The following is a 22,685-nucleotide window of genomic DNA, read 5'->3' as shown; positions in this document are numbered from 1 at the left end:
CTCCGGTTTCAGGTCTCTTATTGTCCTGAAAGATAGGCAAACCCGTCCGGTTCGGTCAATCGAAATTAATCGACCGGTTAACTAGTCCTTGGGGGCAGAATCCTGAGGCCTTAGATCGCCCCGCCGGTGAGCCGCTGGCAGATCAGATCAAGCTGATCGAGGGTCTTGTAGCGGATCGTCACCGATCCTGTGCGCGGATCGGCATCGGCCTGGATCGTGACCTTGAGGCCGAGGAACTCCTCGAGATGCGCCTGGACCGCGGCGATATCCGCCGAGCTTGCCGGATCGCGCTCGGCCCGCGCCCGCCGCGGTGCCGATTCGGGCCGCATGACGCGCTTCGCCAGCCGCTCGACGTCGCGTACCGAATGCCCCTTCGCAATTGTCTCGCGCGCCAAGGGCACGGGATCGGGAAGCACTGCCAGTGCGCGGGCGTGGCCCATCGACAGTTGCGCGCGCTCGACCATGTCGAGCACTTCGCTCGGCAGGACGAGCAGCCGCATCAGGTTCGCGACATGGCTGCGCGACTTGTCGACGAAGGTGGCGATCTCCTGCTGCGTCAGTCCGTCCTGCTCGGACAAGCGCTGATAGGCCCGCGCTTCCTCGATGGGATTCAGGTCCTCGCGCTGCAAGTTCTCGATCAGCGCCAGCGCGGTCACTTCGCGGTCATCCAACTGACGGACAATCGCCGGGATCTCGTGCAGCCGCGCACGCTGTGCCGCCCGCCAGCGCCGCTCGCCCGCGACCAGTTGATAGCGCCCGCCACCCAAGGGGCGCACCACCACCGGCTGGATCACGCCGCGCGCGGCAATCGAGCGTGCCAGCTCCTCGAGCGCATCCTCATCGAAGTGCCGCCGCGGCTGTTCCGGATGCGGCTCGATCGAAGCCACCGAAAGCGACGCGAGGCCGCTGACCACCTGCTCGCCCGGCGCTGAAACCGAGATCCGCGAGACCGCTTCCTCGCGCCGTGTCTCACCCAGCAGCGCGCCGAGACCGCGACCCAGCGCCGGCCGCTTCACCGCCTTCGCCGCCGCGATGCCGTCCGCTTCCCCGCTCATGCTGCAATCCTCCGCTCTGGCAGGCGGCCGATCAACTCGCGCGCCAGCTTCATGTAGGCCTGCGATCCGGCGCAGGCATGGTCGTAGATCAGGGCCGGCAGCCCGTGGCTAGGCGCCTCCGAAAGCCGCACGTTGCGCGGAATGACCGACTCGAAGACGAGCCCATGCAGGCACGACCGCACGTCGTCAGCCACCTGATCCGTCAGCCGATTGCGCCGATCATACATGGTCAGCACGATGCCGAGGATGCCGAGGTCCGGGTTGAACCGCTCCTGCACCCGCTCCACGGTCTGGAGGAGCTGGCTCAGCCCCTCGAGCGCGAAGAACTCACACTGCAGCGGCACCAGCAGCGAATTGGCTGCCGTCATCGCATTCAAGGTGAGCAAACCCAGCGAAGGCGGGCAATCGATCAGGCAGATCTCATGTCCGGCATCCTCGGCCAGAGCCGCACGCAGCTTGCCCGTGCGATCGGTCTCGCTGACAAGCTCCACCTCTGCGCCGGACAGGTCGACTGTCGCAGGAATGAGGTCGAGGCCAGGAATCCGTGTCGGGATCATGCAGGAAGCCACACTCGCCTGCTCGATCAGCAGATCATAGGAAGAGCGCTCACGTTCCGCAGCCGAAACGCCGATCCCGGTCGAGGCATTGCCTTGCGGATCGAGGTCGATCAGCAGAACCTTCCACCCCGTCGCCGCCAGCGCCGTGGCAATGTTGATCGCCGTGGTGGTCTTGCCCACCCCGCCCTTCTGGTTCGCGACGGCTATCGTGATCATCGACCTGAACCTCGTTTGCGAGTCTGTGAAGCGAGCGTGCCAGTGCGGACAATTTCGGCGCGCCTGTGCAGATAGCCAACGATGATGCCAGCCGAAGGATCGGTCAACGACTGTTCCACGTGAAACACGCGATTCCATTCCGCACCGAGCGTTTCCAGTTCATGCTGTGCCTTGGCCCCCTTCGGCAACAGCCAGAGCGTCTCCGGTGTGGAAAAGCGCCAAGCAACGTCTAGCAACCGGTCCAGCGGCGCAAAGGCCCGTGCAGAGATCACCTGCCATTTGCGGTCCGGCACGTCCTCGACGCGCGACAGGACGACCTCTACATTTGTAAGGCCCATCAGCGCAGCGGCCCGTGCCAGCCACTCGGTGCGCAATCGCCGCGAATCGACCAGCGTCACCGGTCGCTCAGGCTGCAGCGCCGCGATGACCAGTCCGGGGAACCCCGCCCCGCTGCCGAGATCCAGCCATGGCCCCGCCGGAACTGTTTCACGTGGAACATGGAGAAGCTGCGCGCTGTCCAGAATATGACGCAACCACACAGACATCAGCGACGGCCGCGAAACGAGGTTCTGCCGCCCATTCTCCTCAATCAGTGCGTCAACAAGCCGAGTGAGCCGCGCCATGGCATCGGCATCGTAGCGCGCCTCCAGCCAGGCCCGCGCGTCTGCCTCGCCCACCACGCTCATGCCGCCACCCGGCGCCGCGCGGCGACGAGCAGGCTCGCCATCGCCGCCGGCGTGATCCCAGGCACCCGCCCGGCAGCAGCCAGAGTGTCGGGCCGCGCCAGCTCCAGCCGCTCGACCATCTCCCGCGACAGTCCGGGTACGTCACCATAAGGGAAGTGATCGCCCAGCGGCACGCCATCGCTGGCCCGCAGCTGCTTCAGTTCCGCCTCCTGCCTCGCCAGATACGGGGCATAGGCTGCATCCTCGGCCATCTCCTCGGCAAGATCTGCGCTCGGCATGGCCTCACCCAGCCATGGAGCAAGTGCCGCAAAGTCCACCTCTGGGAAGCGCAGCCATTCCTTCAAGGAGCGACGCACGCCATCCCCCCGCACCAAGACGCCGTGATCGCTGAGCGCACCCGGCAGCACAACCTGCGCAAGCGCCGCCTCGGCCCGCTCGCGAGCTTCCTCAAGCGCAACGAACCAGGCCGTCCGCTCAGGGCCTATGCAACCAGCGGCCAGCCCAAGCGGCGTCAATCGGGTGGAGGCGTTATTCGCTCGCAGCCTCAGCCGATACTCGGCCCGAGCGGTCAACATCCGATAGGGCTCCGAAACACCGTGCAGCGTCAAGTCATCGACCATCACCGCCATGTAGCTCGAAGCACGATCAAGCGGCGGCGCCTCGCGCTCCAGCACAGAAGCTGCGGCATGCATGCCCGCGACAAGGCCCTGCGCCGCCGCTTCCTCATAGCCCGTCGTGCCATTGATCTGACCCGCGCAATAGAGACCAGGCATGTCACGCAGCTCCAGACTCCGGCGCAGCGCACGCGGATCGATATGGTCATACTCCACCGCGTAGCCGGGCACGAGAATCTCGACCGCCTCAAGTCCCTCCATCGAACGCATCATGGCCACCTGCACATCGGTCGGCAACGACGTCGAAACGCCATTCGGATAGATGACATGGTCATCGAGGCCTTCGGGCTCGAGAAACACCTGATGGCCATCCCGATCGCCGAAGCGGTGGATCTTGTCTTCGATCGAGGGGCAGTAGCGCGGCCCTTGCGCATCAATCGCCCCACTGAACAGAGGTGAGCGATCAAGGCCGGCGCGAATGGCGTCATGGGTTCGCGCGTTGGTGCGGGCAATCGCGCAAAAGACCTGCGGCTGCGGCCTGGTGCCCGTAAGTGCAGACATCGTCCAATGCTCGGCATCGCTCGGCTGGACTGGCAGTCGCGACCAGTCGATCGTCCGCCCGTCAAGCCGCGGCGGCGTACCGGTCTTGAGCCGCGCCATCGGTAGCCCTGCCCCGCGCAGTTGCTGGGCAAGCCGGTGCGCGGCAGACTCGCCGATCCGGCCGCCTTCCATCCGCTCTTCTCCGCGGAACAGCCGCCCGCCGAGGAACGTTCCGGTGCACAGCACCACAGCGCGCGCTGCCAGCGCTGTTCCATCGGCAAGATCAACTCCGCAGACCGTCCCAGCCGCCACGCGCAGCGCTGCCGCCTCACCGGCGACAACCGTCAGCCCGCCCTGCGCCGCCACCATCCGCTGGATCGCAGCGCGAAAAAGCCGCCGGTCCGCCTGCACGCGCGGACCCTGCACGGCGCTACCCTTGCTGCGGTTGAGCATACGGTAGTGGATCGCCGCCTCGTCAGCAGCGCGGGCGATCAGCCCATCGAAGGCATCGACCTCGCGCACGAGGTGTCCCTTGCCAAGCCCACCGATCGCGGGATTGCACGACATCGCGCCGATCATCGCGGGATCAAAGCTTACCAGAGCCGTGCGCGCGCCCATCCGCGCGGCAACCGCAGCCGCCTCAACGCCGGCGTGTCCGCCCCCCACCACGATGATGTCGAACTGGTGCATGCATGCGCGCGATATGCGATTCGCGCTTCCGCGTCAAAGCTGGCAAAAGCCCGTCGGTTAGTGTTTCACGTGAAACATCACTTCCCGATGCAGAACCGCCCGAACAGCGCATCAAGCATGTCTTCGGTTCCGGCACGCCCTATGAGCCGATCGAGCGCGACACGCGCAACCCGCAGCGATTCGGCCGCAAGGAGTGGATCGATCTGGAATGCCGCCTCGCTGAGAGCCGTCGCAACCTCGCCTAGCAACCCATGCTGTCGCGCGTTGAGCGCTACGTCGCCCGGCGCAGGCAGAGCCGAACGCGCATGCTCGATCAGAGCTTCGCGCAAACGGTCAACACCCTCACCAGTCCGGGCAGACAGGCGGAACATTGCGGACGCCTTCGCGAGAGCATCCGGTCTGTCGCATTGCGCTGCGATTTCCCAAAGCGCGGCGCCCGGCGGACCCACGCCTTCCGGTCCGAGCCACAGCACAAGGTCTGCACGCCCAGCCTCATTCCGCGCTCTTGCAATACCGATCTGCTCGATCGCACCGGCCCCCTCGTCCCGCAGCCCGGCCGTGTCGACGAAGGTGAATGGGACGCCGCCCAGCGCAACACTGCGCAGCAGGACATCACGCGTCGTCCCCGGCTCGGCTGCCGTAATGGCTGCTTCATCTTCAACCAAAGCATTGAACAGTGTTGATTTTCCGGCGTTGGGCGGCCCTGCCAGCACCACCCGGAAACCCTCGCGGAGCGGTTCGGCCCGAGGGCGGATCAGCCACGCGGCCAGTTCCTCCGCGAGTGCGGCGCAAGCCGGTGCAAAGCCCTCCGGAAAACCACCACCCACCTCGTCGATATCGTCATCCCCGGCAAAATCGAGCGAAGCCTCCAGCGCCGCTGAAAGTGCCAGCACACGGGATCGCCAGTGACCCACCTGCTGCGAAAGCACGCCTCCCGCCATCGCCATAGCCGCGCGGCGCTGCAATTCCGTCTCTGCGGATAGCAGGTCTGCCAACCCCTCAGCTTCGGCCAGATCAATCCGTCCTTGAGCAAAGGCCCGCCGCGTGAACTCTCCCGGCTCAGCTCGGCGCAATCCGGGCAGCGCTGCGAGCGCGGCCTCGACCGCCGCGACCACAGCGCGCCCGCCGTGCAGATGCAGTTCTGCACAATCTTCGCCCGTCGCCGTGCCCGGTCCCGGGAGCCACAGCGCCATGGCCTTGTCGAGCGTGAGGCCATTTGCATCCCGCAGCACGGCCAGCACGGCTCGGCGCGGTGCTGGCAGCTTGCCCGCCAGTCGCCGCAGAGCCGGCCCAGCTTCAGGCCCGCTCACCCGAATAACGGCAATACCCGCCGGCGGCGCGCCGGAACTCAGCGCGAATATCGTCTGGGTCACACTGGCAGTTCGCTCAGGTCTTGGGCTTGTCGCCGGAAGCACCCGCCTTGAAGCCGGCCATCGCCGCGCCCGCGCCCTGCTCGACAAACTGCTGAAACAGCTTGAGGCCCATCTCGCCCATCGGCGCGATCTGCTTGGCAAAGCCCTGGAGCTGGTCAACGCTGTTCATGCCTTGCATCGCCTTGGCGATCGCATCGACATAGACATCGTTGGCGCGCGTCACATCCGGCAAACCCAGAAAGCGGCGCGCCTCTTCCGGTGAGCATTCCACCTCGACATTGACTTTCATGGACGCACCTCTCGCTCTAGCGCAGCAACACTGTCATGTGCTCTTGGCAAAGTCCATGGACAGCGCCAATCAGAGCCCAGACGAACAGTTTCCGCGAACAACCATCCGAAAAGGACCAGCACCATGGGCGAGATGACGACGATCCCCACCCTCGATGGCGATAACGAGATACCGGTCTATATCGCCACGCCGGAAGACCAGACCGAGGCCGCGATCATCGTCATCCCGGAAATCTTCGGCGTGAACGCCGGCATCCGCAAGAAGTGCGACGATTGGGCAGCACTGGGCTATGTCGCGCTTGCTCCGGATATCTTCTGGCGCTTTGCCCCTGGGGCGGAGCTCGATCCCGATGTGCCAGAGCAGTTCCAGACCGCACTGGGCTATTTCGGGCAGTACAACCCGGATCTCGGCGTGCAGGATATCGAAGCGGCGATCCACTGGCTCCGGCACGAACAGGCGGTGGACAAGGTCGGTCTGGTCGGCTTCTGCCTCGGTGGGCGCATGGCCTACATGGCAGCTGCACGCACGGATATCGATGCCTCGGTGGGCTACTACGGCGTGATGATCGATCAGATGCTGGGTGAGGCGCATGCGATCGCCAATCCGCTGATGCTGCACATCCCTACGGCTGACCACTTCGTCGGACCGGAAGCGCAGGCCGCTATTCACGCCGCATTGGATGCGCACGCCAAGGTCGTGCTTCACGACTACGTCGGGCTCGATCACGGCTTCGCGGCGGAAATGGGCTCACGCCGTGATGAAGCGGGCGCGCAGCTGGCGGATGAACGCACCCGCGACTTCTTCAAGGCCCACCTGACCTGAAGAGCAATCAGGCCGCGCCGTCGTAACCCGCAATGCCTTCGAGCAGGCGGGCAATCGCGGCGCGGTCGTCCTCGGGCACTTCGGGCCGCCAGATCTCGAACAAAAGCACCGTGCGGGTTTCAGCACCCGCATTGCGCGCCTCGTGCTCCATGGAATCGTCGAAGATGAGCGGCACACCTGGCTCCCAGATGCGTGTCTCGCTGCCCACTCGCAGCGTGCAGTTCGGTGCGGTGCGGATCGGGACGTGGCAAATCAGGCGCGTGTTGAGCATGCCAGTGTGCGGCGCGATGTGGGTGCCGGGCTTGAGCCGCGACCAGAGTGCATTGGGCGCTCGCCCCGGGATCATCGGCATCGGCGCGTCGGCCAGCGCGGCCATCGTCGCCGGGCAGCGCGCAGCGTTGGCCGCTACCGGGGCGCCATCCTTCCAGAAGTAGAATGCACCCCACGCCGGATCACCCAGCAAGGGATTGTTCGGTGCAGGCCGGTCATCCGTCGCCGTGACATAGGGCGCGAAGGTATCCGCCGCTTCGTCGGCCGCAACAGCCGCAAGCTCGGCCTGCATTTGGGGCAGCAGAGCCAGCACGGCCTCCATCCAGCCGAACTCTGCCGGATCATAGAACCGACGCTGCGGCAGGCCGGGATAATAGAACAACGAGGGTCGCTGCAGATCAATCTCGCGTGCACCGCGTAGCAGCCCCAGCGCTTCCTCCATCGCCGGTGACAGGCCTCCTGCCATCACCGTGTCGAGGTGTTGCCGGAAGGCGCTCTGCGCCTCACCGATGAATGCCTGTGCGGCTGCCGCCATGCCTTCCATGCCGCGCGGAATCCCGCTGACTGCCGCCTGCGCCAGTGCCGTGGTGTAGAAACTCACAGCCGCACGGTCATCGCGCGCATGCTGCCGGAGCTGCCCCTTGGCCAGCAACGCGCCAACATCGCGGGGAGCAAGCGACAGCTGCCGATCAAGTGCCATTTCGGCGGCGGCGTGGTTGCCCAGCGCAAGCTCCGCCTGCGCCAGCGCGGGCCAAGGCATACGCTCGGGGGCGATGCCGCCGCTACCATTGCGCAGCAGTTCTGCCGCACGCATCGGGTTGCGCGCCCTTAACGCGGCGAGTCCTTCGCTGATCAGGTTTTCCGGCGAAGCGGTTGTCATGACGCCACGACTAGCGCAAACCTGCGCTGGATCAATGGCTGGCGCGCCCCGGCGTGCCACAAGGCTTCACCACGATAGGCCCACGACAAGGAGAGACACCCCATGCACACCGGCCTCGCCGCCTGGCACCGCTACATGCAGACCGGCGACACCGACCTGTTGGCCGAGCTGATCGCGCCCGATGCGGTGTTCCACTCACCGGTCGTCCACACCCCGCAGGAAGGCCATACCAAGGTGCTGATGTACCTTACGGCCGCCGGCCAGGTCTTCGCCGATACTGGCTTCACCTATGTCCGCGAACTCGTCGATGGTCCCGAGGCACTGCTCGAGTTCACCGCGACGGTCGATGGCATCCACGTCAACGGGATCGACCTGATCCGCTTTGATCTTGAAGGAAAAATCATCGATTTCAAGGTGATGGTGCGGCCGCTGAAGGCCATGAACAAGCTCTGGGAAATGATGGCGGCGGCGCTGCAAAACACCTGAGCGCCGCCGGTTTTCCCTACTGATTCATCGTTGCGAAGAAGTCCTCGTTGGTCTTCGAGTTCTTCATCTTGTCGAGCAGGAATTCCATCGCATCGATGGTGCCCATCTGCATGAGGATGCGGCGCAGTACCCACATCTTGCTGAGCTGATCCTGCGGCACGAGCAGTTCTTCCTTGCGAGTGCCGCTCTTGCCCACATCCAGCGCCGGGAAGATGCGCTTGTCCGCCACCTTGCGGTCGAGCACGATTTCCGAGTTGCCGGTGCCCTTGAACTCTTCGAAGATGACTTCGTCCATGCGGCTGCCGGTATCGATCAGCGCGGTGGCGATGATCGAAAGCGAGCCGCCTTCCTCGATGTTACGCGCCGCGCCGAAGAAGCGCTTGGGCCGCTGCAACGCGTTGGCGTCAACACCGCCGGTCAGCACCTTGCCCGAGCTCGGCACCACGGTGTTGTAGGCGCGGCCGAGGCGGGTGATCGAATCGAGCAGGATCACGACATCGCGCTTGTGCTCGACGAGGCGCTTGGCCTTCTCGATCACCATTTCGGCGACCTGCACGTGGCGGCTGGCAGGCTCGTCGAAGGTCGAGGAGATCACCTCGCCCTTCACGCTGCGCTGCATGTCGGTCACTTCCTCGGGGCGTTCATCGACCAGTAGAACCAGCAGGAACACTTCGGGATGGTTGTCGGTGATGGCCTTGGCCATGTTTTGCAGCAGCACGGTCTTGCCGGTGCGCGGCGGCGCCACGATCAGCGCGCGCTGGCCCTTGCCCTGCGGGCTGACGAGGTCGATCACGCGGGCCGACTTGTCCTTGACGGTCGGATCCAGCGTATCGAGTCGCAGACGCTCGTTGGGATAGAGCGGGGTGAGGTTGTCGAAGTTGACGCGGTGGCGCACCGCATCGGGCTCGTCGAAGTTGACCTTGATCAGGCGCGTGATCGCGAAATAGCGCTCGCCGTCCTTGGGGGCGCGGATTTCGCCTTCCACGGTATCACCCGTGCGCAGGCCCCACTTGCGGACCTGATTGGGCGAAACATAGATATCGTCCGGGCCGGCGAGGTAGTTCGCCTCCGGGCTACGCAGGAAGCCGAAGCCATCCGGCAGCACTTCGATCGTGCCGATGCCGAGGATTTCCTCGCCGTCTTCAGCCACTTCCTTGAGAATGGCGAACATGAGGTCCTGCCGACGCAGCGTGCTTGCGCCCTCGACATCGAGCTCCTCGGCCATCTGGACGAGCTCGGCGGGCGTCTTCTTCTTCAGTTCCTTGAGATGCATCTTTTCTTTATCCGAATAGGGGCAATCGAGCGCGCCGGATGGTCGTTGGGCTTGGGGAAAGCGGACCAATGGGGGCAGGGCGTCATCGCGCTGCCAAACCGGTATGCTCAGCGCGTTTAGGCTCCGCCACCGAGTGCGTCAATCAAAGAACGGCCCAGCCCCGAACAGCCTGATCAGAACGGCTTGACGATCACCAGCACCACAATCAGCGCTGCGGTCACACCCGGAATCTCGTTGAGCAGGCGCAGTTGGCGCCCGGTCAGTTGCCGCTCACCCCGCGCCAGCTTGGCGGCATAGGTTGCGAGCCACAGGTGATAGCCGCTGAGTACCAGCACCAGCGCGAGCTTCGCGTGAAACCAGCCTTGCGTGAACCATTCCCCACTCACCGCAAGCGCCAGGCCGAAGCCCCAGACAACGAACAGCGAAGGCCACATGATGATCTTCATCAGCTTGCGCTCGCGGTCGATCCAGATCGCGTTTTCTGGCGATCCTTCGGGCGCTTCCTGATGATAGACGAAGAAGCGCGGCAGCATGAACAGCCCCGCCATCCAGAAGATCACGAAAATGACATGGCCGGCCTTGAGCCAGAGATAGAGCATCGCGATCACCTGCATCATTCTGCGAAGATTAGCGCTTTCGCAGCCCGTCCGGAACTTGAGATTTGGGGCGGTTCACCCCGCCGCCAGCACGCTTCAGTGCGACCACCCGCGCACCACTTCAAGCAAGCGCTCGACATGCGGGATCGGCGTGAACTGCCCGATGCCGTGGCCCAGATTGAACACATGCGGCCGATCAGCAAAGACATCGAGCACGCGGCGGGCGCCGTCTTCCAGCGCCGGCCCGCCTGCCAGCAGCAGCAGCGGATCGAGATTGCCCTGCACCGGCAGGCCCGCGGGGAGGGTCTTTGCCGCCCAGACCGGGTCGATCGTCTCGTCGACGCCGATGGCATCGACGCCGGTGCCCTCAGCATAAGCCGCCAGCTTCTCGCCCGCGCCCTTGGGGAAGCCGATGATCGGCACATCGGGGTGCAGCTTGTGCATGGCCTCGGTGATCCGCGCATTGGGGCCAATCACCCAGCGCTCGAACTCGGCGGGGGCAAGGCTGCCGGCCCAGCTGTCGAAAAGTTGCAGACCTTCCGCGCCGGCCTTCACCTGGCCGCTGAGGTATTCGACCGTCACATCGACGATCGCATCGATGATCGCCTGGAAGGCACCCGGATCGCGATAGGCGAGTGCACGGGTCTCGTGCTGGTCACGGCTGCCTTCGCCCGCCACCATGTAGGTCGCGATGGTCCAGGGGCTGCCTGCAAAGCCCAGCATGGTCGCCTCAGGCGGCAGGGCGGCACTGACCAGGCCCACGGTGTCATAGATCGGTGTGAGGCGCTCAGGGACGCTCCTGAGCGTCTCCAGACCCGCATCGAGCAGGCGTGGGGAAAGCGCCGGACCTTCGCCGGCGAGGAACTGGAGATCCTGACCCATCGCATAGGGCACGATCAGGATATCCGAGAACAGGATCGCCCCGTCGAAACCGAACCGGCGCAGCGGCTGCAGCGTGATTTCCGCAGCAGCTTCGGAATCATAGACCAATGCGAGGAAACCGCCCTTCTCGGCTCGCAGTTCGCGATACTCGGGAAGGTAGCGCCCTGCCTGGCGCATCAGCCAGATCGGACGGCGGGAAAGATTTGCCCCCTTGAGGGTGGCGAGAAGCGGCTTTTCGGCAGGGCTTGGCATCAGTGCATCGGTCCAGATCTAATCTATAGATTCTTTTGAATCAGATGGTGGTAGTTAGTTGGCCCTGTGGATAGCGGGGACGACATGCATCTGCCCGAATTGTCCTGCTGTCTCCACAAAAAAGCGTGTCAGCGACTCTGAACGGTTCCGGGGGCAAGCGAAACTTGTCCCTGTTGTCCCCACCCTGTGGGTAACCTTGTGAGGCTGTTCGCAATGTGGCTGCCCAAAGACCGAAGCCGGGGGCAGAATGGCACCGCAAACTTGTCCCCGGTTTCATGCCGTGGTTTATCCTAGTGCTATCCACAGCCCTTTCCCGGGGCGGACCAGGAACCTCGATGGCGCGCCTGCACCTGCACCTCCTGTCGGACTCGACCGGCGAAACACTCGAAATGATCGCCAAGGCTGCGCTCGCTCAGTTCGATGATGCCGACGTCGTGCGCCATTTCTGGCCGATGGTCCGCTCGCAGCAGCATCTCGACCGGATCATGGGGGAGATTACCACAAATCCCGGCCTCGTGCTGTTCACCATGGTCAATGCCGAAACGCGCGAACTTCTGCAAAGCCGCTGCGCTGCGCTGGGGCTCCCCAGTGTCGCCGCGCTCGATGCAGTGACCCTCGCACTTGAAACACAGCTGGGTCAGGCAGCCAAAGGTCGCCCGGGACGCCAGCACGCGATGGACGAGGCCTATTTTCGCCGCGTCGAGGCGATCCAGTTCACCATCGCCCATGATGACGGGATCGCGTGGGAGGACTGGGAAGCGGCGGATATCCTGCTTGCTGGCGTCTCGCGCTCGTCCAAGACTCCGACTGCCATCTATCTTGCCAACCGCGGTTACCGGGTGGCGAACATTCCCATCGTGGTCGAAAGCCCGCCGCCGACCGCGCTGTTCAGCCTGCGGCGTCCGCTTGTGGTGGGCCTGACGACCAGCCCAGAACGTCTGATTCAGGTACGGCGCAACCGGCTGCTCTCACTCAATCAGGCACCAGAGACGGCCTATGTCGACAGCGATCATGTGGCGCGAGAGGTGCAGTATGCGCGGCGCATGTTCGCGGATAATGGCTGGCCGGTGATTGACGTCTCGCGTCGTTCCATCGAGGAAACCGCTGCCGCGATCATTAATCTCTATAACGAGCGCCGCCCTGATGGCGGTGTGGGTGGCGGCGGACACGCGTTTTGAGGGTGAGGACATGCTGATACTGGCGTCGCAGAGCGCAAGCCGCAAAGCCATGTTGACCGCTGCCGGCGTCCCGTTCGAGGCGTGCGGTTCGGATGTCGATGAAGCCGAGATCAAGCGCGAGCTGATTGGCGTGCCGGGCAGCGAGATCGCCATGATTCTGGCCGAGGCGAAGGCGCTGTCCGTCTCGGTCGGCGTACCCGGTCGGCTCGTGCTTGGTGGCGATTCGCTGGTCGAGGTCTGCGGCCGTCTGTTCGACAAGCCGGCGAGCCGCGAAGATGCGGCACGGCACCTGGCGTTCTTCTCCGGCCAGACCATGCACCTCCATTCCGCTGCGATTCTCGTGCGCGATGGTGTGCCTGTGTGGCGCCACTGTGAAACCGCCAAGCTGCGTGTGCGCACGCTTTCGAGCGACTTCATCGAAGGCTATCTCGCGCAGGAATGGCCGGCGGTTGGTGCCTGCGTCGGGGTATTCCGGATCGAGGCGCTTGGTGTGCAGCTCTTCGATCATATCGAAGGCAGCCATTTCACCGTTCTCGGTATGCCGCTACTCGCGCTCCTTGGCGCGCTGCGTGCGCAAGGCGAGCTCCCCGCATGAGCCGGGCCTATGCCGAAGTGATCGGCGATCCCATCGTCCAGTCAAAGTCGCCCAAGATCCATGGATTCTGGCTGGAAGAGCTCGGAATCGATGCCGATTACCGGGCAAGTCACGTCCTGACAGATCAGCTTGCTGATTTTCTGCGTGTGCGCCGCGCCGATCCGGACTGGCGCGGGTGCAACGTCACCATGCCGCACAAGCAAGCGGTGATGCCCTTTCTGGACCGGCTCGATCCGCTGGCGGCTGCGGTCGGGGCGGTCAACACCATCATTCCCGAGCACGGCCAGCTGGTCGGATACAATACTGACGTCCCGGGCTTCCTCGAACCCTTGCGGTCGGTGCTTGGCCACTCGCACTACTTCCGCATGGCCCGCGTGATCGGCACGGGCGGAGCCGCGCGGGCGATTGTCAAAGGGCTGGCGGACGAGAAGCTGGTGATCGTGCTTGCCGGTCGCAGTCCGGAAAAGGCCCGCGCGCTTCTCGATGAACTCGATCCTGCCGGCGAGCACCATGCCATCGATCTTGCACACTTCGCCGATGCGACGGACTTCGCTTTCGATGATCGGGAGAACTGCCTCGATCTCGTCGTCAACGCCTCGTCGCTTGGAATGACCGGCCAGCCACCACTCGTGTTTGACATGAGCCACGCCCCGCCGGGCTCGATCTTCTACGACATCGTGACAAGTCCGCTCGAAACCTCGTTCCTCATGGCGGCGCAAGCTGCCGGATTCCGGACGATCGACGGTCTTTCAATGCTGATAGGGCAGGCCGACCACGCCTTCCGGCGCTTCTTCGGCGCTACGCCCTCGCGTGCAAGGGACGCCGAACTGCGGAAGGCGCTGGGGGCATGACCCGTCCCTTCATCCTCGGCCTCACCGGATCGATCGGCATGGGCAAGTCCGCGGTTGCGCTCATGCTGCGCGAGCTGGGCGTGCCGGTGTTCGATGCCGACGCGACAGTGCACCGCCTGCAGGGACCGGGCGGCGCCTTGCTTTCGGCGATCGAGGCTGCCTTTCCCGGCACCACCGGTCCACACGGCGTCGATCGTCCCGCACTTGGCGCACAAGTCTTCGGCAATCCCGAGGCGCTCGCGCGGCTTGAAGCCATCGTTCATCCGGCCGTGGCGGAACAACGGGCACTCTTCATGCTGGAGCACGCCGGCGAGGCGATCGTCGTGTTTGATATCCCGCTGCTTTACGAAAAGGGCCATGGTGCCGGTCTCGATGCCGTCGCCGTCGTCTCCGCGCCCGCCGAAATGCAGCGCAACCGCGTTCTCGCCCGGCCCGGAATGACGCCCGAAAAGTTTGCGCAGATCCTCGCGCTGCAGGTGCCGGATGCCGAAAAGCGGGCGCTTGCCGACCATGTCATCGATACGGGGGTGACTCTGGCGGAAACGCGCGAACAAGTCGGCGCGCTGGTTGCAGCACTACGGCAAAAAAACCCGCGCTGAAGCCTTGCAAGCACCCTTGGTCGGGTCCAGACTACGGCAAATGCGTGAGATCGTTTTCGATACAGAGACGACCGGCCTCGACCCGCAGAGCGGTGATCGGCTGGTAGAGATTGGCTGCATCGAGATGGTAAACCGGGTGCCCACCGGCGCGGTTTTCCATGTATATTTCAACCCGGAACGCTCGATGCCGGCTGAGGCCGAGGCGGTGCACGGCCTTTCGAGCGCTTTCCTTGCAGACAAGCCGCGCTTTGCCGAACGAGCTGAGGAACTGCTCGCCTTTCTGGGTGATGCGCCGCTCGTTGCGCACAACGCCGGGTTCGATTTCGGCTTCCTCAATGCCGAGCTTTCAATGTGCCAGCTGCCCGCCGTTGATCGGGCGCGCATGGTCGATACGGTGGCTATCGCGCGGCGCAAGCACCCAGGGGCCAAGCTCAGCCTTGATGCGCTCTGCTCGCGCTACGGGATCGATCGCAGCCACCGCGTGCGCCACGGCGCGCTGCTCGACGCCGAACTGCTGGCCCAGCTCTACGTGGAGCTGATGGGAGGGCGGCAGATCGGGCTCGAACTGGCTGCCGATGTCGAGATCAAGACGGCAACCGTGGTCGCTCCGATGCTCACCGCATCCCCCCGTACGCATCGCCCTGCTCGACCCCATGCGCCAAGTGCGCAAGAAATCACCCGGCATGCTGCGTTTGTCGAGGGGATCAAGGGAGCCATCTGGCTGCAATGAATCTGCCTTGCCCGGGCCATCCCGGACAGGTGCTTGAGCGAAGGAGAGTGGACTTATGGATATTCGCGTTTCTGGCCATCAGGTCGATACCGGCGCCGCTTTCGAAGCTCATGCTGAAGAGCGCCTTACCGCGATTGTCGACAAGTACTTCTCGCGGGCGCTGACCTCGCACGTGACGCTCGGCAAGGCGCCGCATGGCGGGTTTCGCTGCGATATCGTCACGCATGTCGCACAGGGCCTGATCCTGAAGGGAAGCGCGGTGGCGCAGGATGCCCACATCGCGCTCGATCAGTCGGCGGAGAAGATCGACAAGCAGCTGCGCCGCTACAAGCGCAGGATCAACGCCCGGCAGGACCAGGCCGATCATGCCCGCCGCGAGGAAGAGGCGGCCTATACCGTCTTCATGGTCGAGGAGACCGAGACCGAAGAACCTGCCGACGCGCCGCTGGTCATCGCGGAAACGCGCGTGGACGTGCCTACAGCCAGCGTTTCCGATGCGGTGATGATGCTGGATCTTCGCAACACTAACGCATTGCTGTTCAAAAACGCCGGTACGGGTGTGCACAACATGGTTTATCGCCGCGGCGATGGGTCGATCGGCTGGGTCGAACCGAGCAAGTAACCGGAACGGCAAAACCGCGCGGTGATCTGATGTCCTCTCCGGGTATCAGTGACATGGCGAACGCGATTCGGTGCTTGCACCGCGTCGCGTTCGGGCGCATGTGCCGCTCCATATCAGGCGCGCGAGCGCATTTTCCGGCATCACTGTTTCCATGACCGCTCTCTTCTCGATCGATCTTCAGGCGGTGCGCATCGTTCGTGCCGAAACCAAAACGCAGATCCTCGGTGCGCTCGCGGATTGCTTCGGCGAGGTCTACGGGCTCGACCGCTCGGTCGTGCTCGAACGGATCGAAGAGCGCGAAACGCTCGGCAGCACCGGTTTCGGGCGCGGCGTTGCCATTCCCCACGCACGGCTGGAAGCGCTGGCCCGTCCGGTCGCCGCATTTTTCCGGCTGGAGAACCCGGTCGATTTCGCATCATCGGATGGCATGCCGGTTGATTGCGTGTTCGGCCTTCTCTCGCCCGAGCAGGCCGGTGCCACGCACCTGCAAGCCCTTGCGGCGATCTCGCGATTGATGCGCGACGAACGCATGCACGAACGACTGATTGCCGCCCCCGATGCCGATGCGATCTACGCATTGCTCGTCAATGTCATCGACCGCGACGCGGCCTGACCTTGCGGCAGAACCTGCCGATGCTTCAGAATTGACCGAAGCCCGGCGGCACTGGCGCGCGCTGGAAGGCCTGTATGCCGCAGCGCCGATCAACCGCCAGTTCGTCTCCCGCCTCGAGATTGTGGAGGAGGGATGCGCCCGAATCCATTTCGACGTTGGTCCCGAGCACTTCCATGCTGCAGGTGCCGCACACGGCACGCTCTATTTCAAGATGCTCGACGATGCAGCGTTCTATGCGGCCAACACATTGGTGACAGACTGCTTCCTGCTGACCACGGCGTTCAATCTGTTGTTCACCAAGCCGCTGCATGGCGGCAAGGCCATTGCGGAAGGACGCTGGGTTTCCGGTCGGCGACGCGTCATTCTAGCCGAATCGCGGATACTTGATGCAGAGGGCAATGAAGTGGGGCGGGGCACCGGCACGTTTCAACGCTCGCGTATTCCGCTCTCTTCACTCGCCGGTTATTCGGACACCGCTATGCCGGATGTGCAGATAGCATGAGCGCGGCGCGTCTTCCGGCCGCCCTGGAAGCGACAGCACTGATTCGGTTGGCCGAGGCGAACGGCGGCTTTGGCATGGTGCTCCACCGCGGCGAACCCGATAGCGGCACGATTGTGATTGTTATCCTAAATAATCAAGGATTTGGACAGACGCTTGCACGCGCCTTCGAGCGCCTGCCGAGGGCGGACGGGACGCGCGGATGGGCGCAATCCAAGGCGCAAGATCCTGAAAATAAAGCAGAGTTTGAGGATTATCTGAAGCGCCGCGTAGCGCAGGACCGCGACTTGTGGATTGTCGAACTGACCATCGCTGAAGGTGAACAGCTCATCCTGAATCTGGACACGAAGGAGAACAAACCCGGATTCATGGGGTGACTTGCCCGGCTCAGATCATAATGGGCCCCACTCTACCACGCGTAGGCAGCGATGAGATGGCAACGAAGCCATCCCCGCCAGCACGCAGACGGGGGGCAGACGCCTGGGCCTTCGATAGGTTTCCGGTCTTGCAGGAACAACCTGCGATACCAGAGCCGATCGCGCCTTGTGCCGACGTCCACCGCCCAATGACGAAGTTGCATGAGCCGCCAGTTCCGCGTCGCCAGTGCCGTGTGCATTGCCGCAAGTCTTGCTACCATCCTGTTGAGCACCGGGGGATCCGGCGCCAAGGCTCAGGATATCCAGATCCCGGTCGCTGAAGCACCCGGATCCTCGGCCATTACCGTCGAACCCCGCCAGAGCGTGTTCCGGCCGGCCGAACAGACCCTTCCCCAACCGGAGCGGAATGACTCCGATGATGGTGAGGTCCTTCCCAGCGCCGCATCGCTCGCCGATCTGGTCGAGCGTACGCCGCTTCCCGCCTCGCTCTCCCACGAAATGGAATGCCTGGCCGGTGCTGTCTATTTCGAAGCCCGCAGCGAAACGCTGGCGGGCCAGCTTGCTGTTGGCCGGGTCATCGTGACCCGTGCTGCGTCCGGCCGCTTTCCCAGCTCTTACTGCGGCGTGGTCTACCAGCCCTCGCAGTTCTCGTTCGTGCACGCCAATGCGATGCCCGCGGTGAAGCATGACAGCGCCAAATGGCAGCAAGCCGTGAAGATCGCGCTGATCGCGGACAGCGGTGCATGGAAAAGCCCGGTGGAAGGCGCGATGTTCTTCCACGCTGCGCATGTCGCGCCGTCATGGGGCAAGACCCGCATGGCGCGGGTCGACAATCACGTCTTCTATCGCTGAGCGCCTGCCTTAGGGCGATTCCTGCGGAGCCCTGGCCTCAGGCCAGCGCAGCTAGTGCTGTTCGCAGCGCCGAAAAGTGTGATTGGCCTTCGAGCATGTGAATCGTCTGCACGTTCGGCAGGAGCTGCGCCAACGTCTTCGCCATTTCCGGCGGAGTCCAGTTGTCGCAGCTCCCCTGCCAGATGGTAACGGGGTGTTTGACTGCCGGAAGCAGCCCCGCCCAAGGCAGGACATAGGACTCGATCTCGGCCTTGTAGCTTGCGCGTCCGGCACCAACGCAGGCCTGCAGAACATCGCGATAGGAACGGGTGAACTGCTCGTCGGCTTTCAGCAGGCTGTCGTCGCCCTGCGCCGCTGCGAACAGGAACCGCGTGAGGAGCCCGGGAAACCACTGTGCGCAGAACGACTGTGCCCATACCAATGCGGCAAACCGGCGCGGGTGTTTCATCGCTGCACTGAACACCGGACCGCCCGCCATCGCACCGAGATAGTCCCCAGTTTCCAGCGGTCCTGCCGGGGAGACGAGATGCAAGGTCAGCTGCTTTTCCGGCATTCGCGCGGCAACCTGCAGCGCGACGTAAGCTCCGGCCGAGAATCCGATCAGGCGGATCGGTTCGTCGCCGCACACCTCGGCGATCATTGCGGTCAAGCGCATGATCCGCGCTTCCGGTTCGCGAGGCAGCGCGGCCCGATCTGGCGCAAACCACGATCGGACCGCATCACCTCCGAGCAGCGCCAGTTCGGCCGGCGCGCCCGGGTTTCCGTGCAAGTAAACGCTCTTCAAAGCGTCATTCCCGCTGACCTCAATGCCGGAAGTGGCGCATTCCCGTGAATACCATGGCGAGCCCGGCCGCATCTGCGGCGGCAATGACTTCATCGTCGCGGATGGAGCCTCCCGGCTGGATGACGGCGGTCGCGCCAGCCTCCACGGCGGCGAGCAGCCCATCCGCGAACGGGAAGAATGCATCCGAAGCCACGGCGGAGCCAACTGTGCGCGGCCCGCTCCAGCCATGCGTCTCGGCAGCTTCCTGCGCTTTCATCGCCGCGATCCGCGCGCTGTCACGCCGGTTCATCTGACCTGCCCCGATCCCCGCCGTCACACCTTCGCGGGCGTAGACGATGGCGTTGGACTTCACATGCTTGGCCACGGTCCAGGCGAAGCGGCAATCGGCAAGCTCCTGCGCCGTCGGCTGACGCTTGGTGACCACGTGAAGCATGTCGTCGGTCAGCGCGCCGTTGTCGCGATCCTGAACCAGCAGGCCCCCCGCGATCGGCACCGTGACCAGGCCGCTGCGATCGGCGGACGGCACTTCTTCGAGCAGCAGGAGGCGCAGGTTCTTCTTGCGCGCGAAGGTTGCAAGCGCGGCATCATCGGCGCCGGGCGCGACCACGACTTCGGTGAAGATCTCGCAGATCGCTTCGGCTGTCGGGCCATCGAGCGGGGTGTTGAGCGCGACGATGCCGCCGAAGGCCGAAACCGAGTCGCAGGCAAGCGCCGCGCGCCATGCCTCGAGCGGCGTGGCCGCGACAGCCACGCCGCACGGGTTCGCATGCTTGACGATGACCACAGCAGGCTGATCCGAACTGAATTCGGCGATCAGTTCGAGTGCCGCATTGGCGTCATTGTAATTGTTGTAGGACAGTTCCTTGCCTTGCAACTGCCGCGCCTGCGGAAGACCGCGCACCACGCCGCCCTGCGCCGGTACATATAGCGCGGCGCTCTGGTGCGGGTTCTCGCCATAGCGCAGGGTGGAGACCAGCTTGTGGGCGGAAAGCAAGGTCTGCGGGAAATGCTGCTGCTGGTCGGTCACGGCGAACCACTGCGCAATCGCGGCATCGTAAGCGGCGGTTGCGGCAAAGGCCTTGGCCGCCATGGCCTTGCGAAAATCGAGGCTGGTTGTGCCACCGGTCTGGTCCAGGGCGGCGATCAGCACCGCGTAGTCCGCGGGATCGGTCACGATGGTCACGTAGTGGTGGTTCTTGGCAGCCGAGCGAACCATGGAGGGGCCGCCGATGTCGATGTTCTCAATCACTTCCTCGCGGCCCGCGCCTTTCGCGACGGTGGCCGCAAAGGGGTAGAGGTTGACCACGACCAGGTCGATCGCGCCAATGGCATGTTCTGCCATCGAAGCGGCATGCGCCGGGTCGTCGCGAACGGCGAGCAGGCCGCCGTGAACCTTGGGGTGCAATGTCTTGACGCGGCCATCCATCATTTCGGGAAAGCCGGTGAGGTCTGAAATGTCGCGCACGGCAAGACCGGCATCGCGCAGCGCCGCAGCCGTCCCGCCGGTCGAAACCAGTTCGACACCGTGCGCAGCGAGGGCGCGGCCGAGGTCAGCAAGGCCGGTCTTGTCGGACACTGAAAGCAGCGCCCGTTTGATCGTCACGTCAGTCACAATGGAAAATCCTGTCTAGCGCATCTTCTTGAGCAGCCACGAGAAGGACTCGCCGCTGCGCGGAATCTTGGCTGATATGACCAGCTGCCGTGTGGCTAGCGGCCGCCCCATGCCGTCCGACCAAAGGCTCTCCTCCAGCGTGACCGGATCACGGCCGGAGCGGAACTGCCAGAGGCTGCCATCGGGCAAGGCAAGCGTGACGCCAAGTCCGTCCCGCCCTTGCGCAAGCTCGATATGAGGGCCGAGGTGGAAGCGCAAGGCAACGCCGATCATGCCCCGCTTGCCGCGGCGCCCGCTAGGCACCAGCAGGTCTTCTCCGCGCAGCTCGCTGCCGTCGTCACGAATGATCAGAATGCGCCGGTGGGTGAGGCCGTAGCGGCTAACGTAGCCGTTGTGGCTTGCCTCGATCCGGGTGGCACCAGTGCCTTCGCCGCTCAGGATACGGCGATCGACTTCGACCTCGGATACGCCGGGGCCGAGCTTGCCGTTGATGAGGACGGCGGTGGAATTGAAGTCATCGATCGCCAGCGTCGAATGCGCGGCAGTGGCGCGTAGACCTTGTGCAAGCCGCAGCGGAATAAGCCCACCGGCAAAAGCGGCACCGCCGCAGTTGACGATCAGACGTTCCCCGCCATGGCTGAATTCGAAAGCCAAAGTCGAGGCGCAGCCATCGCGGGCATGTCGCGCAAGTGGCGGCGGGGCAGCATCGAATTGCAGCACCGCCTTGCCTGCGTTGACCCGCTGGTAGCCCCAGTGGCGCGCGTCGCGCAGAGGGCGCGTGCGCACACCGCTCGCCTTGATGAGTGCGGCGATGCGTTCCGGAGACACGGCGCCTGCGCCCTGCCACGAGCCAAGTCCGCCATCGCTGTGCAGCAAGGTGAGCAGCGGGGGAACCAGCAGTTCAAGGATCGCATCGAGCTGCTGCGGCGGGGTGCTACGCACGGCCGCATAACACGCGCGAAGCTCGATAAGCAGTTCGACTGCCTCGATCTGACCGAGCGGGCTGCGCGAAAGCACACCGCCATCATCGCTGACAAGATTGCCCAGCGCCTTGATCAATCCACCTTCGCCAAAAAGCCTGCGGGCGCGGCCTTCGGCCAGCAAGAGGCCCGCCGCGGTAATCGCAGTCCAGCCCGCGACTTCGGCGAGGGTATCTTCCGCACGCCCGACATGGCGGTCGAGCCAGCGCGCTGTATCCTCGAATGTCGTCAGAACCCGGGCGCGCAGCTTGCGATCCTGGCTCGACAACAGGAGCGGCGCGTGGATCAGCCATGCCAGCAGACGATGTCCCGCATTGCCGACTGCCCAGGCCGGGCCTGCACCGGGCTGCGGATTGGCGGCAAGCCATGCGGCGAAGATTCGTTCGGCAACCGGCGCGCAATGTGGCCGTGCCGCACAGCCCGCGAGATCGCGGAGCCAGCCGAAGCCATGCACCATGCGCTCGAACGGCGGAGAGAGCCGGGGACCGCTGAACTCGGTGTCCGCGATTGGCAGCTTGACGCCATGGAGCAGGAAGTGCCCAGCCCTGACTGCTGTTCCGGATGCGACGTCGCCCGCGAGAGCGCTTTCCACCGTGGCCGTGAGGCGCGGGCGCGCGCGCTTGCGGAACGGATTGAGGGTCGAGTGCGGAATGCCCAATCCATAGGCAAGCCGGATCAGCCTTTCGCCGGCACTGACCTGCGGAGGGGAGAAGTCGGCAATGGCCAAAGCCCTGCCGGGTTCGAGCGGCGCAACATCGGCTTCAGCCTGCGCAAGCGCGAGTGGTTCGGGTGCGGGGCCAAGCGTCAATGCCGGCCGCCCCTCCCCGCCATCAACCACGGGGCCTATCGCCGGCCCGAGGACTGCGCCCTCTTCCTGGGCCTCACGGGTTCCGGGGAACAGGCGCGCCACGG

At 64.4% G+C, this 22,685-nt stretch carries 25 protein-coding genes; 12 read left to right on the top strand and 13 right to left on the bottom strand.

The window, feature by feature from the left end:
• Positions 1–110: 110 nt before the first annotated feature.
• The 6 genes from ACODS2_RS20200 to ACODS2_RS20175 form a co-directional block, all read right to left on the bottom strand.
• On the bottom strand, positions 111–1,055 hold the full coding sequence (locus ACODS2_RS20200; RefSeq protein ID WP_489000376.1) for a ParB/RepB/Spo0J family partition protein: 945 nt from the start codon (positions 1,053–1,055) through the stop codon (positions 111–113).
• Positions 1,052–1,828 (bottom strand): ParA family protein, encoded by a 777-nt coding sequence (locus ACODS2_RS20195; protein ID WP_298174397.1) that lies wholly within the window; start codon positions 1,826–1,828, stop codon positions 1,052–1,054. Before ACODS2_RS20195 ends, ACODS2_RS20200 begins: the two co-directional genes overlap by 4 nt.
• The gene (rsmG, locus tag ACODS2_RS20190; protein ID WP_489000375.1) at positions 1,825–2,514 is read right to left on the bottom strand and encodes a 16S rRNA (guanine(527)-N(7))-methyltransferase RsmG; all 690 of its coding nucleotides are present in this window, start codon (positions 2,512–2,514) and stop codon (positions 1,825–1,827) included. Before rsmG ends, ACODS2_RS20195 begins: the two co-directional genes overlap by 4 nt.
• Positions 2,511–4,358, bottom strand: a complete 1,848-nt coding sequence (gene mnmG, locus ACODS2_RS20185; protein WP_489000374.1) for a tRNA uridine-5-carboxymethylaminomethyl(34) synthesis enzyme MnmG — start codon at positions 4,356–4,358, stop codon at positions 2,511–2,513. Before mnmG ends, rsmG begins: the two co-directional genes overlap by 4 nt.
• Before the next feature lie 77 nt (positions 4,359–4,435).
• Complete coding sequence (gene mnmE / locus ACODS2_RS20180) at positions 4,436–5,731, bottom strand: tRNA uridine-5-carboxymethylaminomethyl(34) synthesis GTPase MnmE (protein WP_489000373.1); 1,296 nt, start codon at positions 5,729–5,731, stop codon at positions 4,436–4,438.
• Positions 5,732–5,744: 13 nt separating this feature from the next.
• Positions 5,745–6,020, bottom strand: coding sequence for a DUF6489 family protein (locus ACODS2_RS20175; protein WP_298174405.1), 276 nt, complete (start codon positions 6,018–6,020; stop codon positions 5,745–5,747).
• 123 nt (positions 6,021–6,143) lie between these two features.
• Here ACODS2_RS20175 and ACODS2_RS20170 point away from each other — a divergent pair, with 123 nt between their 5' ends.
• Positions 6,144–6,842, top strand: a complete 699-nt coding sequence (locus ACODS2_RS20170; protein ID WP_489000372.1) for a dienelactone hydrolase family protein — start codon at positions 6,144–6,146, stop codon at positions 6,840–6,842.
• Between the two features lie 7 nt (positions 6,843–6,849).
• Here ACODS2_RS20170 and ACODS2_RS20165 read toward each other — a convergent pair whose 3' ends face one another.
• Positions 6,850–7,992 carry an aspartyl/asparaginyl beta-hydroxylase domain-containing protein gene (locus ACODS2_RS20165; protein ID WP_489000371.1) on the bottom strand — a complete coding sequence of 381 codons (1,143 nt, stop codon included), beginning with the start codon at positions 7,990–7,992 and terminating at the stop codon, positions 6,850–6,852.
• A 102-nt stretch (positions 7,993–8,094) separates the two neighbouring features.
• Between ACODS2_RS20165 and ACODS2_RS20160 the strand changes: the two genes are divergently transcribed.
• A complete protein-coding gene (locus ACODS2_RS20160; RefSeq protein ID WP_298174410.1) occupies positions 8,095–8,478 on the top strand; it encodes a nuclear transport factor 2 family protein in 384 nt (127 codons plus the stop codon).
• A 16-nt stretch (positions 8,479–8,494) separates the two neighbouring features.
• Here ACODS2_RS20160 and rho read toward each other — a convergent pair whose 3' ends face one another.
• The 3 genes from rho to hemE form a co-directional block, all read right to left on the bottom strand.
• Positions 8,495–9,751, bottom strand: coding sequence for a transcription termination factor Rho (gene rho, locus ACODS2_RS20155; RefSeq protein ID WP_292939583.1), 1,257 nt, complete (start codon positions 9,749–9,751; stop codon positions 8,495–8,497).
• 173 nt (positions 9,752–9,924) lie between these two features.
• Positions 9,925–10,368: a CopD family protein gene (locus ACODS2_RS20150; protein ID WP_298171147.1), complete on the bottom strand. Its 444-nt coding sequence runs from the start codon at positions 10,366–10,368 to the stop codon at positions 9,925–9,927.
• 75 nt (positions 10,369–10,443) lie between these two features.
• Complete coding sequence (gene hemE / locus ACODS2_RS20145; RefSeq protein WP_489000370.1) at positions 10,444–11,481, bottom strand: uroporphyrinogen decarboxylase; 1,038 nt, start codon at positions 11,479–11,481, stop codon at positions 10,444–10,446.
• A 335-nt stretch (positions 11,482–11,816) separates the two neighbouring features.
• On the opposite strand from hemE, the gene ACODS2_RS20140 reads away from it, so the two are divergent.
• From ACODS2_RS20140 to ACODS2_RS20095, 10 genes are all read left to right on the top strand, one after another.
• Positions 11,817–12,659 carry a pyruvate, water dikinase regulatory protein gene (locus tag ACODS2_RS20140; protein ID WP_298169840.1) on the top strand — a complete coding sequence of 281 codons (843 nt, stop codon included), beginning with the start codon at positions 11,817–11,819 and terminating at the stop codon, positions 12,657–12,659.
• Positions 12,660–12,669: 10 nt separating this feature from the next.
• Positions 12,670–13,254, top strand: coding sequence for a Maf family protein (locus ACODS2_RS20135; RefSeq protein ID WP_489000369.1), 585 nt, complete (start codon positions 12,670–12,672; stop codon positions 13,252–13,254).
• The gene (gene aroE, locus ACODS2_RS20130; RefSeq protein ID WP_489000368.1) at positions 13,251–14,105 is read left to right on the top strand and encodes a shikimate dehydrogenase; all 855 of its coding nucleotides are present in this window, start codon (positions 13,251–13,253) and stop codon (positions 14,103–14,105) included. Before ACODS2_RS20135 ends, aroE begins: the two co-directional genes overlap by 4 nt.
• Complete coding sequence (gene coaE, locus ACODS2_RS20125) at positions 14,102–14,704, top strand: dephospho-CoA kinase (protein WP_489000367.1); 603 nt, start codon at positions 14,102–14,104, stop codon at positions 14,702–14,704. The genes aroE and coaE overlap by 4 nt, the downstream gene beginning before the upstream one ends.
• Positions 14,705–14,744: 40 nt before the next feature.
• Positions 14,745–15,434 carry a DNA polymerase III subunit epsilon gene (dnaQ, locus tag ACODS2_RS20120; RefSeq protein WP_489000366.1) on the top strand — a complete coding sequence of 230 codons (690 nt, stop codon included), beginning with the start codon at positions 14,745–14,747 and terminating at the stop codon, positions 15,432–15,434.
• Positions 15,435–15,489: 55 nt separating this feature from the next.
• Positions 15,490–16,056 (top strand): ribosome hibernation-promoting factor, HPF/YfiA family, encoded by a 567-nt coding sequence (gene hpf, locus ACODS2_RS20115; RefSeq protein WP_298169855.1) that lies wholly within the window; start codon positions 15,490–15,492, stop codon positions 16,054–16,056.
• A 151-nt stretch (positions 16,057–16,207) separates the two neighbouring features.
• Positions 16,208–16,669, top strand: coding sequence for a PTS sugar transporter subunit IIA (locus ACODS2_RS20110; protein ID WP_298169857.1), 462 nt, complete (start codon positions 16,208–16,210; stop codon positions 16,667–16,669).
• Positions 16,644–17,171: a PaaI family thioesterase gene (locus ACODS2_RS20105; RefSeq protein WP_489000365.1), complete on the top strand. Its 528-nt coding sequence runs from the start codon at positions 16,644–16,646 to the stop codon at positions 17,169–17,171. The genes ACODS2_RS20110 and ACODS2_RS20105 overlap by 26 nt, the downstream gene beginning before the upstream one ends.
• Positions 17,168–17,545 carry a DUF1491 family protein gene (locus tag ACODS2_RS20100; protein WP_298169861.1) on the top strand — a complete coding sequence of 126 codons (378 nt, stop codon included), beginning with the start codon at positions 17,168–17,170 and terminating at the stop codon, positions 17,543–17,545. The genes ACODS2_RS20105 and ACODS2_RS20100 overlap by 4 nt, the downstream gene beginning before the upstream one ends.
• Positions 17,546–17,746: 201 nt before the next feature.
• Entirely contained in the window at positions 17,747–18,397 is a 651-nt protein-coding gene (locus ACODS2_RS20095) for a cell wall hydrolase (RefSeq protein ID WP_489000364.1), read from the top strand.
• A 37-nt stretch (positions 18,398–18,434) separates the two neighbouring features.
• Here the strand turns inward: ACODS2_RS20095 and ACODS2_RS20090 are convergent, their stop codons facing one another.
• The 3 genes from ACODS2_RS20090 to ACODS2_RS20080 are packed head-to-tail and all read right to left on the bottom strand — an operon-like array spanning position 18,435 to position 22,683.
• A complete protein-coding gene (locus tag ACODS2_RS20090; RefSeq protein ID WP_489000363.1) occupies positions 18,435–19,253 on the bottom strand; it encodes an alpha/beta fold hydrolase in 819 nt (272 codons plus the stop codon).
• Positions 19,201–20,793 (bottom strand): bifunctional phosphoribosylaminoimidazolecarboxamide formyltransferase/IMP cyclohydrolase, encoded by a 1,593-nt coding sequence (gene purH / locus ACODS2_RS20085; RefSeq protein WP_489000362.1) that lies wholly within the window; start codon positions 20,791–20,793, stop codon positions 19,201–19,203. Before purH ends, ACODS2_RS20090 begins: the two co-directional genes overlap by 53 nt.
• 15 nt (positions 20,794–20,808) lie before the next feature.
• Positions 20,809–22,683: a heparinase II/III family protein gene (locus tag ACODS2_RS20080; RefSeq protein ID WP_489000361.1), complete on the bottom strand. Its 1,875-nt coding sequence runs from the start codon at positions 22,681–22,683 to the stop codon at positions 20,809–20,811.
• Positions 22,684–22,685: the final 2 nt, after the last annotated feature.

Source organism: Novosphingobium sp. FG137 (assembly GCF_057809735.1).
This window is presented reverse-complemented; position numbering and strand designations above follow the sequence as displayed.

Bases quoted from the DNA above. Each gene is read 5' to 3' on its own strand.
- ACODS2_RS20200 (WP_489000376.1), bottom strand. From the start codon at position 1,055: ATGAGCGGGGAAGCGGACGGCATCGCGGCGGCGAAGGCGGTGAAGCGG.
- ACODS2_RS20195 (WP_298174397.1), bottom strand. From the start codon at position 1,828: ATGATCACGATAGCCGTCGCGAACCAGAAGGGCGGGGTGGGCAAGACC.
- rsmG (WP_489000375.1), bottom strand. From the start codon at position 2,514: ATGAGCGTGGTGGGCGAGGCAGACGCGCGGGCCTGGCTGGAGGCGCGC.
- mnmG (WP_489000374.1), bottom strand. From the start codon at position 4,358: ATGCACCAGTTCGACATCATCGTGGTGGGGGGCGGACACGCCGGCGTT.
- ACODS2_RS20175 (WP_298174405.1), bottom strand. From the start codon at position 6,020: ATGAAAGTCAATGTCGAGGTGGAATGCTCACCGGAAGAGGCGCGCCGC.
- ACODS2_RS20170 (WP_489000372.1), top strand. From the start codon at position 6,144: ATGGGCGAGATGACGACGATCCCCACCCTCGATGGCGATAACGAGATA.
- ACODS2_RS20165 (WP_489000371.1), bottom strand. From the start codon at position 7,992: ATGACAACCGCTTCGCCGGAAAACCTGATCAGCGAAGGACTCGCCGCG.
- ACODS2_RS20160 (WP_298174410.1), top strand. From the start codon at position 8,095: ATGCACACCGGCCTCGCCGCCTGGCACCGCTACATGCAGACCGGCGAC.
- rho (WP_292939583.1), bottom strand. From the start codon at position 9,751: ATGCATCTCAAGGAACTGAAGAAGAAGACGCCCGCCGAGCTCGTCCAG.
- ACODS2_RS20150 (WP_298171147.1), bottom strand. From the start codon at position 10,368: ATGATGCAGGTGATCGCGATGCTCTATCTCTGGCTCAAGGCCGGCCAT.
- hemE (WP_489000370.1), bottom strand. From the start codon at position 11,481: ATGCCAAGCCCTGCCGAAAAGCCGCTTCTCGCCACCCTCAAGGGGGCA.
- ACODS2_RS20140 (WP_298169840.1), top strand. From the start codon at position 11,817: ATGGCGCGCCTGCACCTGCACCTCCTGTCGGACTCGACCGGCGAAACA.
- ACODS2_RS20135 (WP_489000369.1), top strand. From the start codon at position 12,670: ATGCTGATACTGGCGTCGCAGAGCGCAAGCCGCAAAGCCATGTTGACC.
- aroE (WP_489000368.1), top strand. From the start codon at position 13,251: ATGAGCCGGGCCTATGCCGAAGTGATCGGCGATCCCATCGTCCAGTCA.
- coaE (WP_489000367.1), top strand. From the start codon at position 14,102: ATGACCCGTCCCTTCATCCTCGGCCTCACCGGATCGATCGGCATGGGC.
- dnaQ (WP_489000366.1), top strand. From the start codon at position 14,745: ATGCGTGAGATCGTTTTCGATACAGAGACGACCGGCCTCGACCCGCAG.
- hpf (WP_298169855.1), top strand. From the start codon at position 15,490: ATGGATATTCGCGTTTCTGGCCATCAGGTCGATACCGGCGCCGCTTTC.
- ACODS2_RS20110 (WP_298169857.1), top strand. From the start codon at position 16,208: ATGACCGCTCTCTTCTCGATCGATCTTCAGGCGGTGCGCATCGTTCGT.
- ACODS2_RS20105 (WP_489000365.1), top strand. From the start codon at position 16,644: ATGTCATCGACCGCGACGCGGCCTGACCTTGCGGCAGAACCTGCCGAT.
- ACODS2_RS20100 (WP_298169861.1), top strand. From the start codon at position 17,168: ATGAGCGCGGCGCGTCTTCCGGCCGCCCTGGAAGCGACAGCACTGATT.
- ACODS2_RS20095 (WP_489000364.1), top strand. From the start codon at position 17,747: ATGAGCCGCCAGTTCCGCGTCGCCAGTGCCGTGTGCATTGCCGCAAGT.
- ACODS2_RS20090 (WP_489000363.1), bottom strand. From the start codon at position 19,253: ATGCGGCCGGGCTCGCCATGGTATTCACGGGAATGCGCCACTTCCGGC.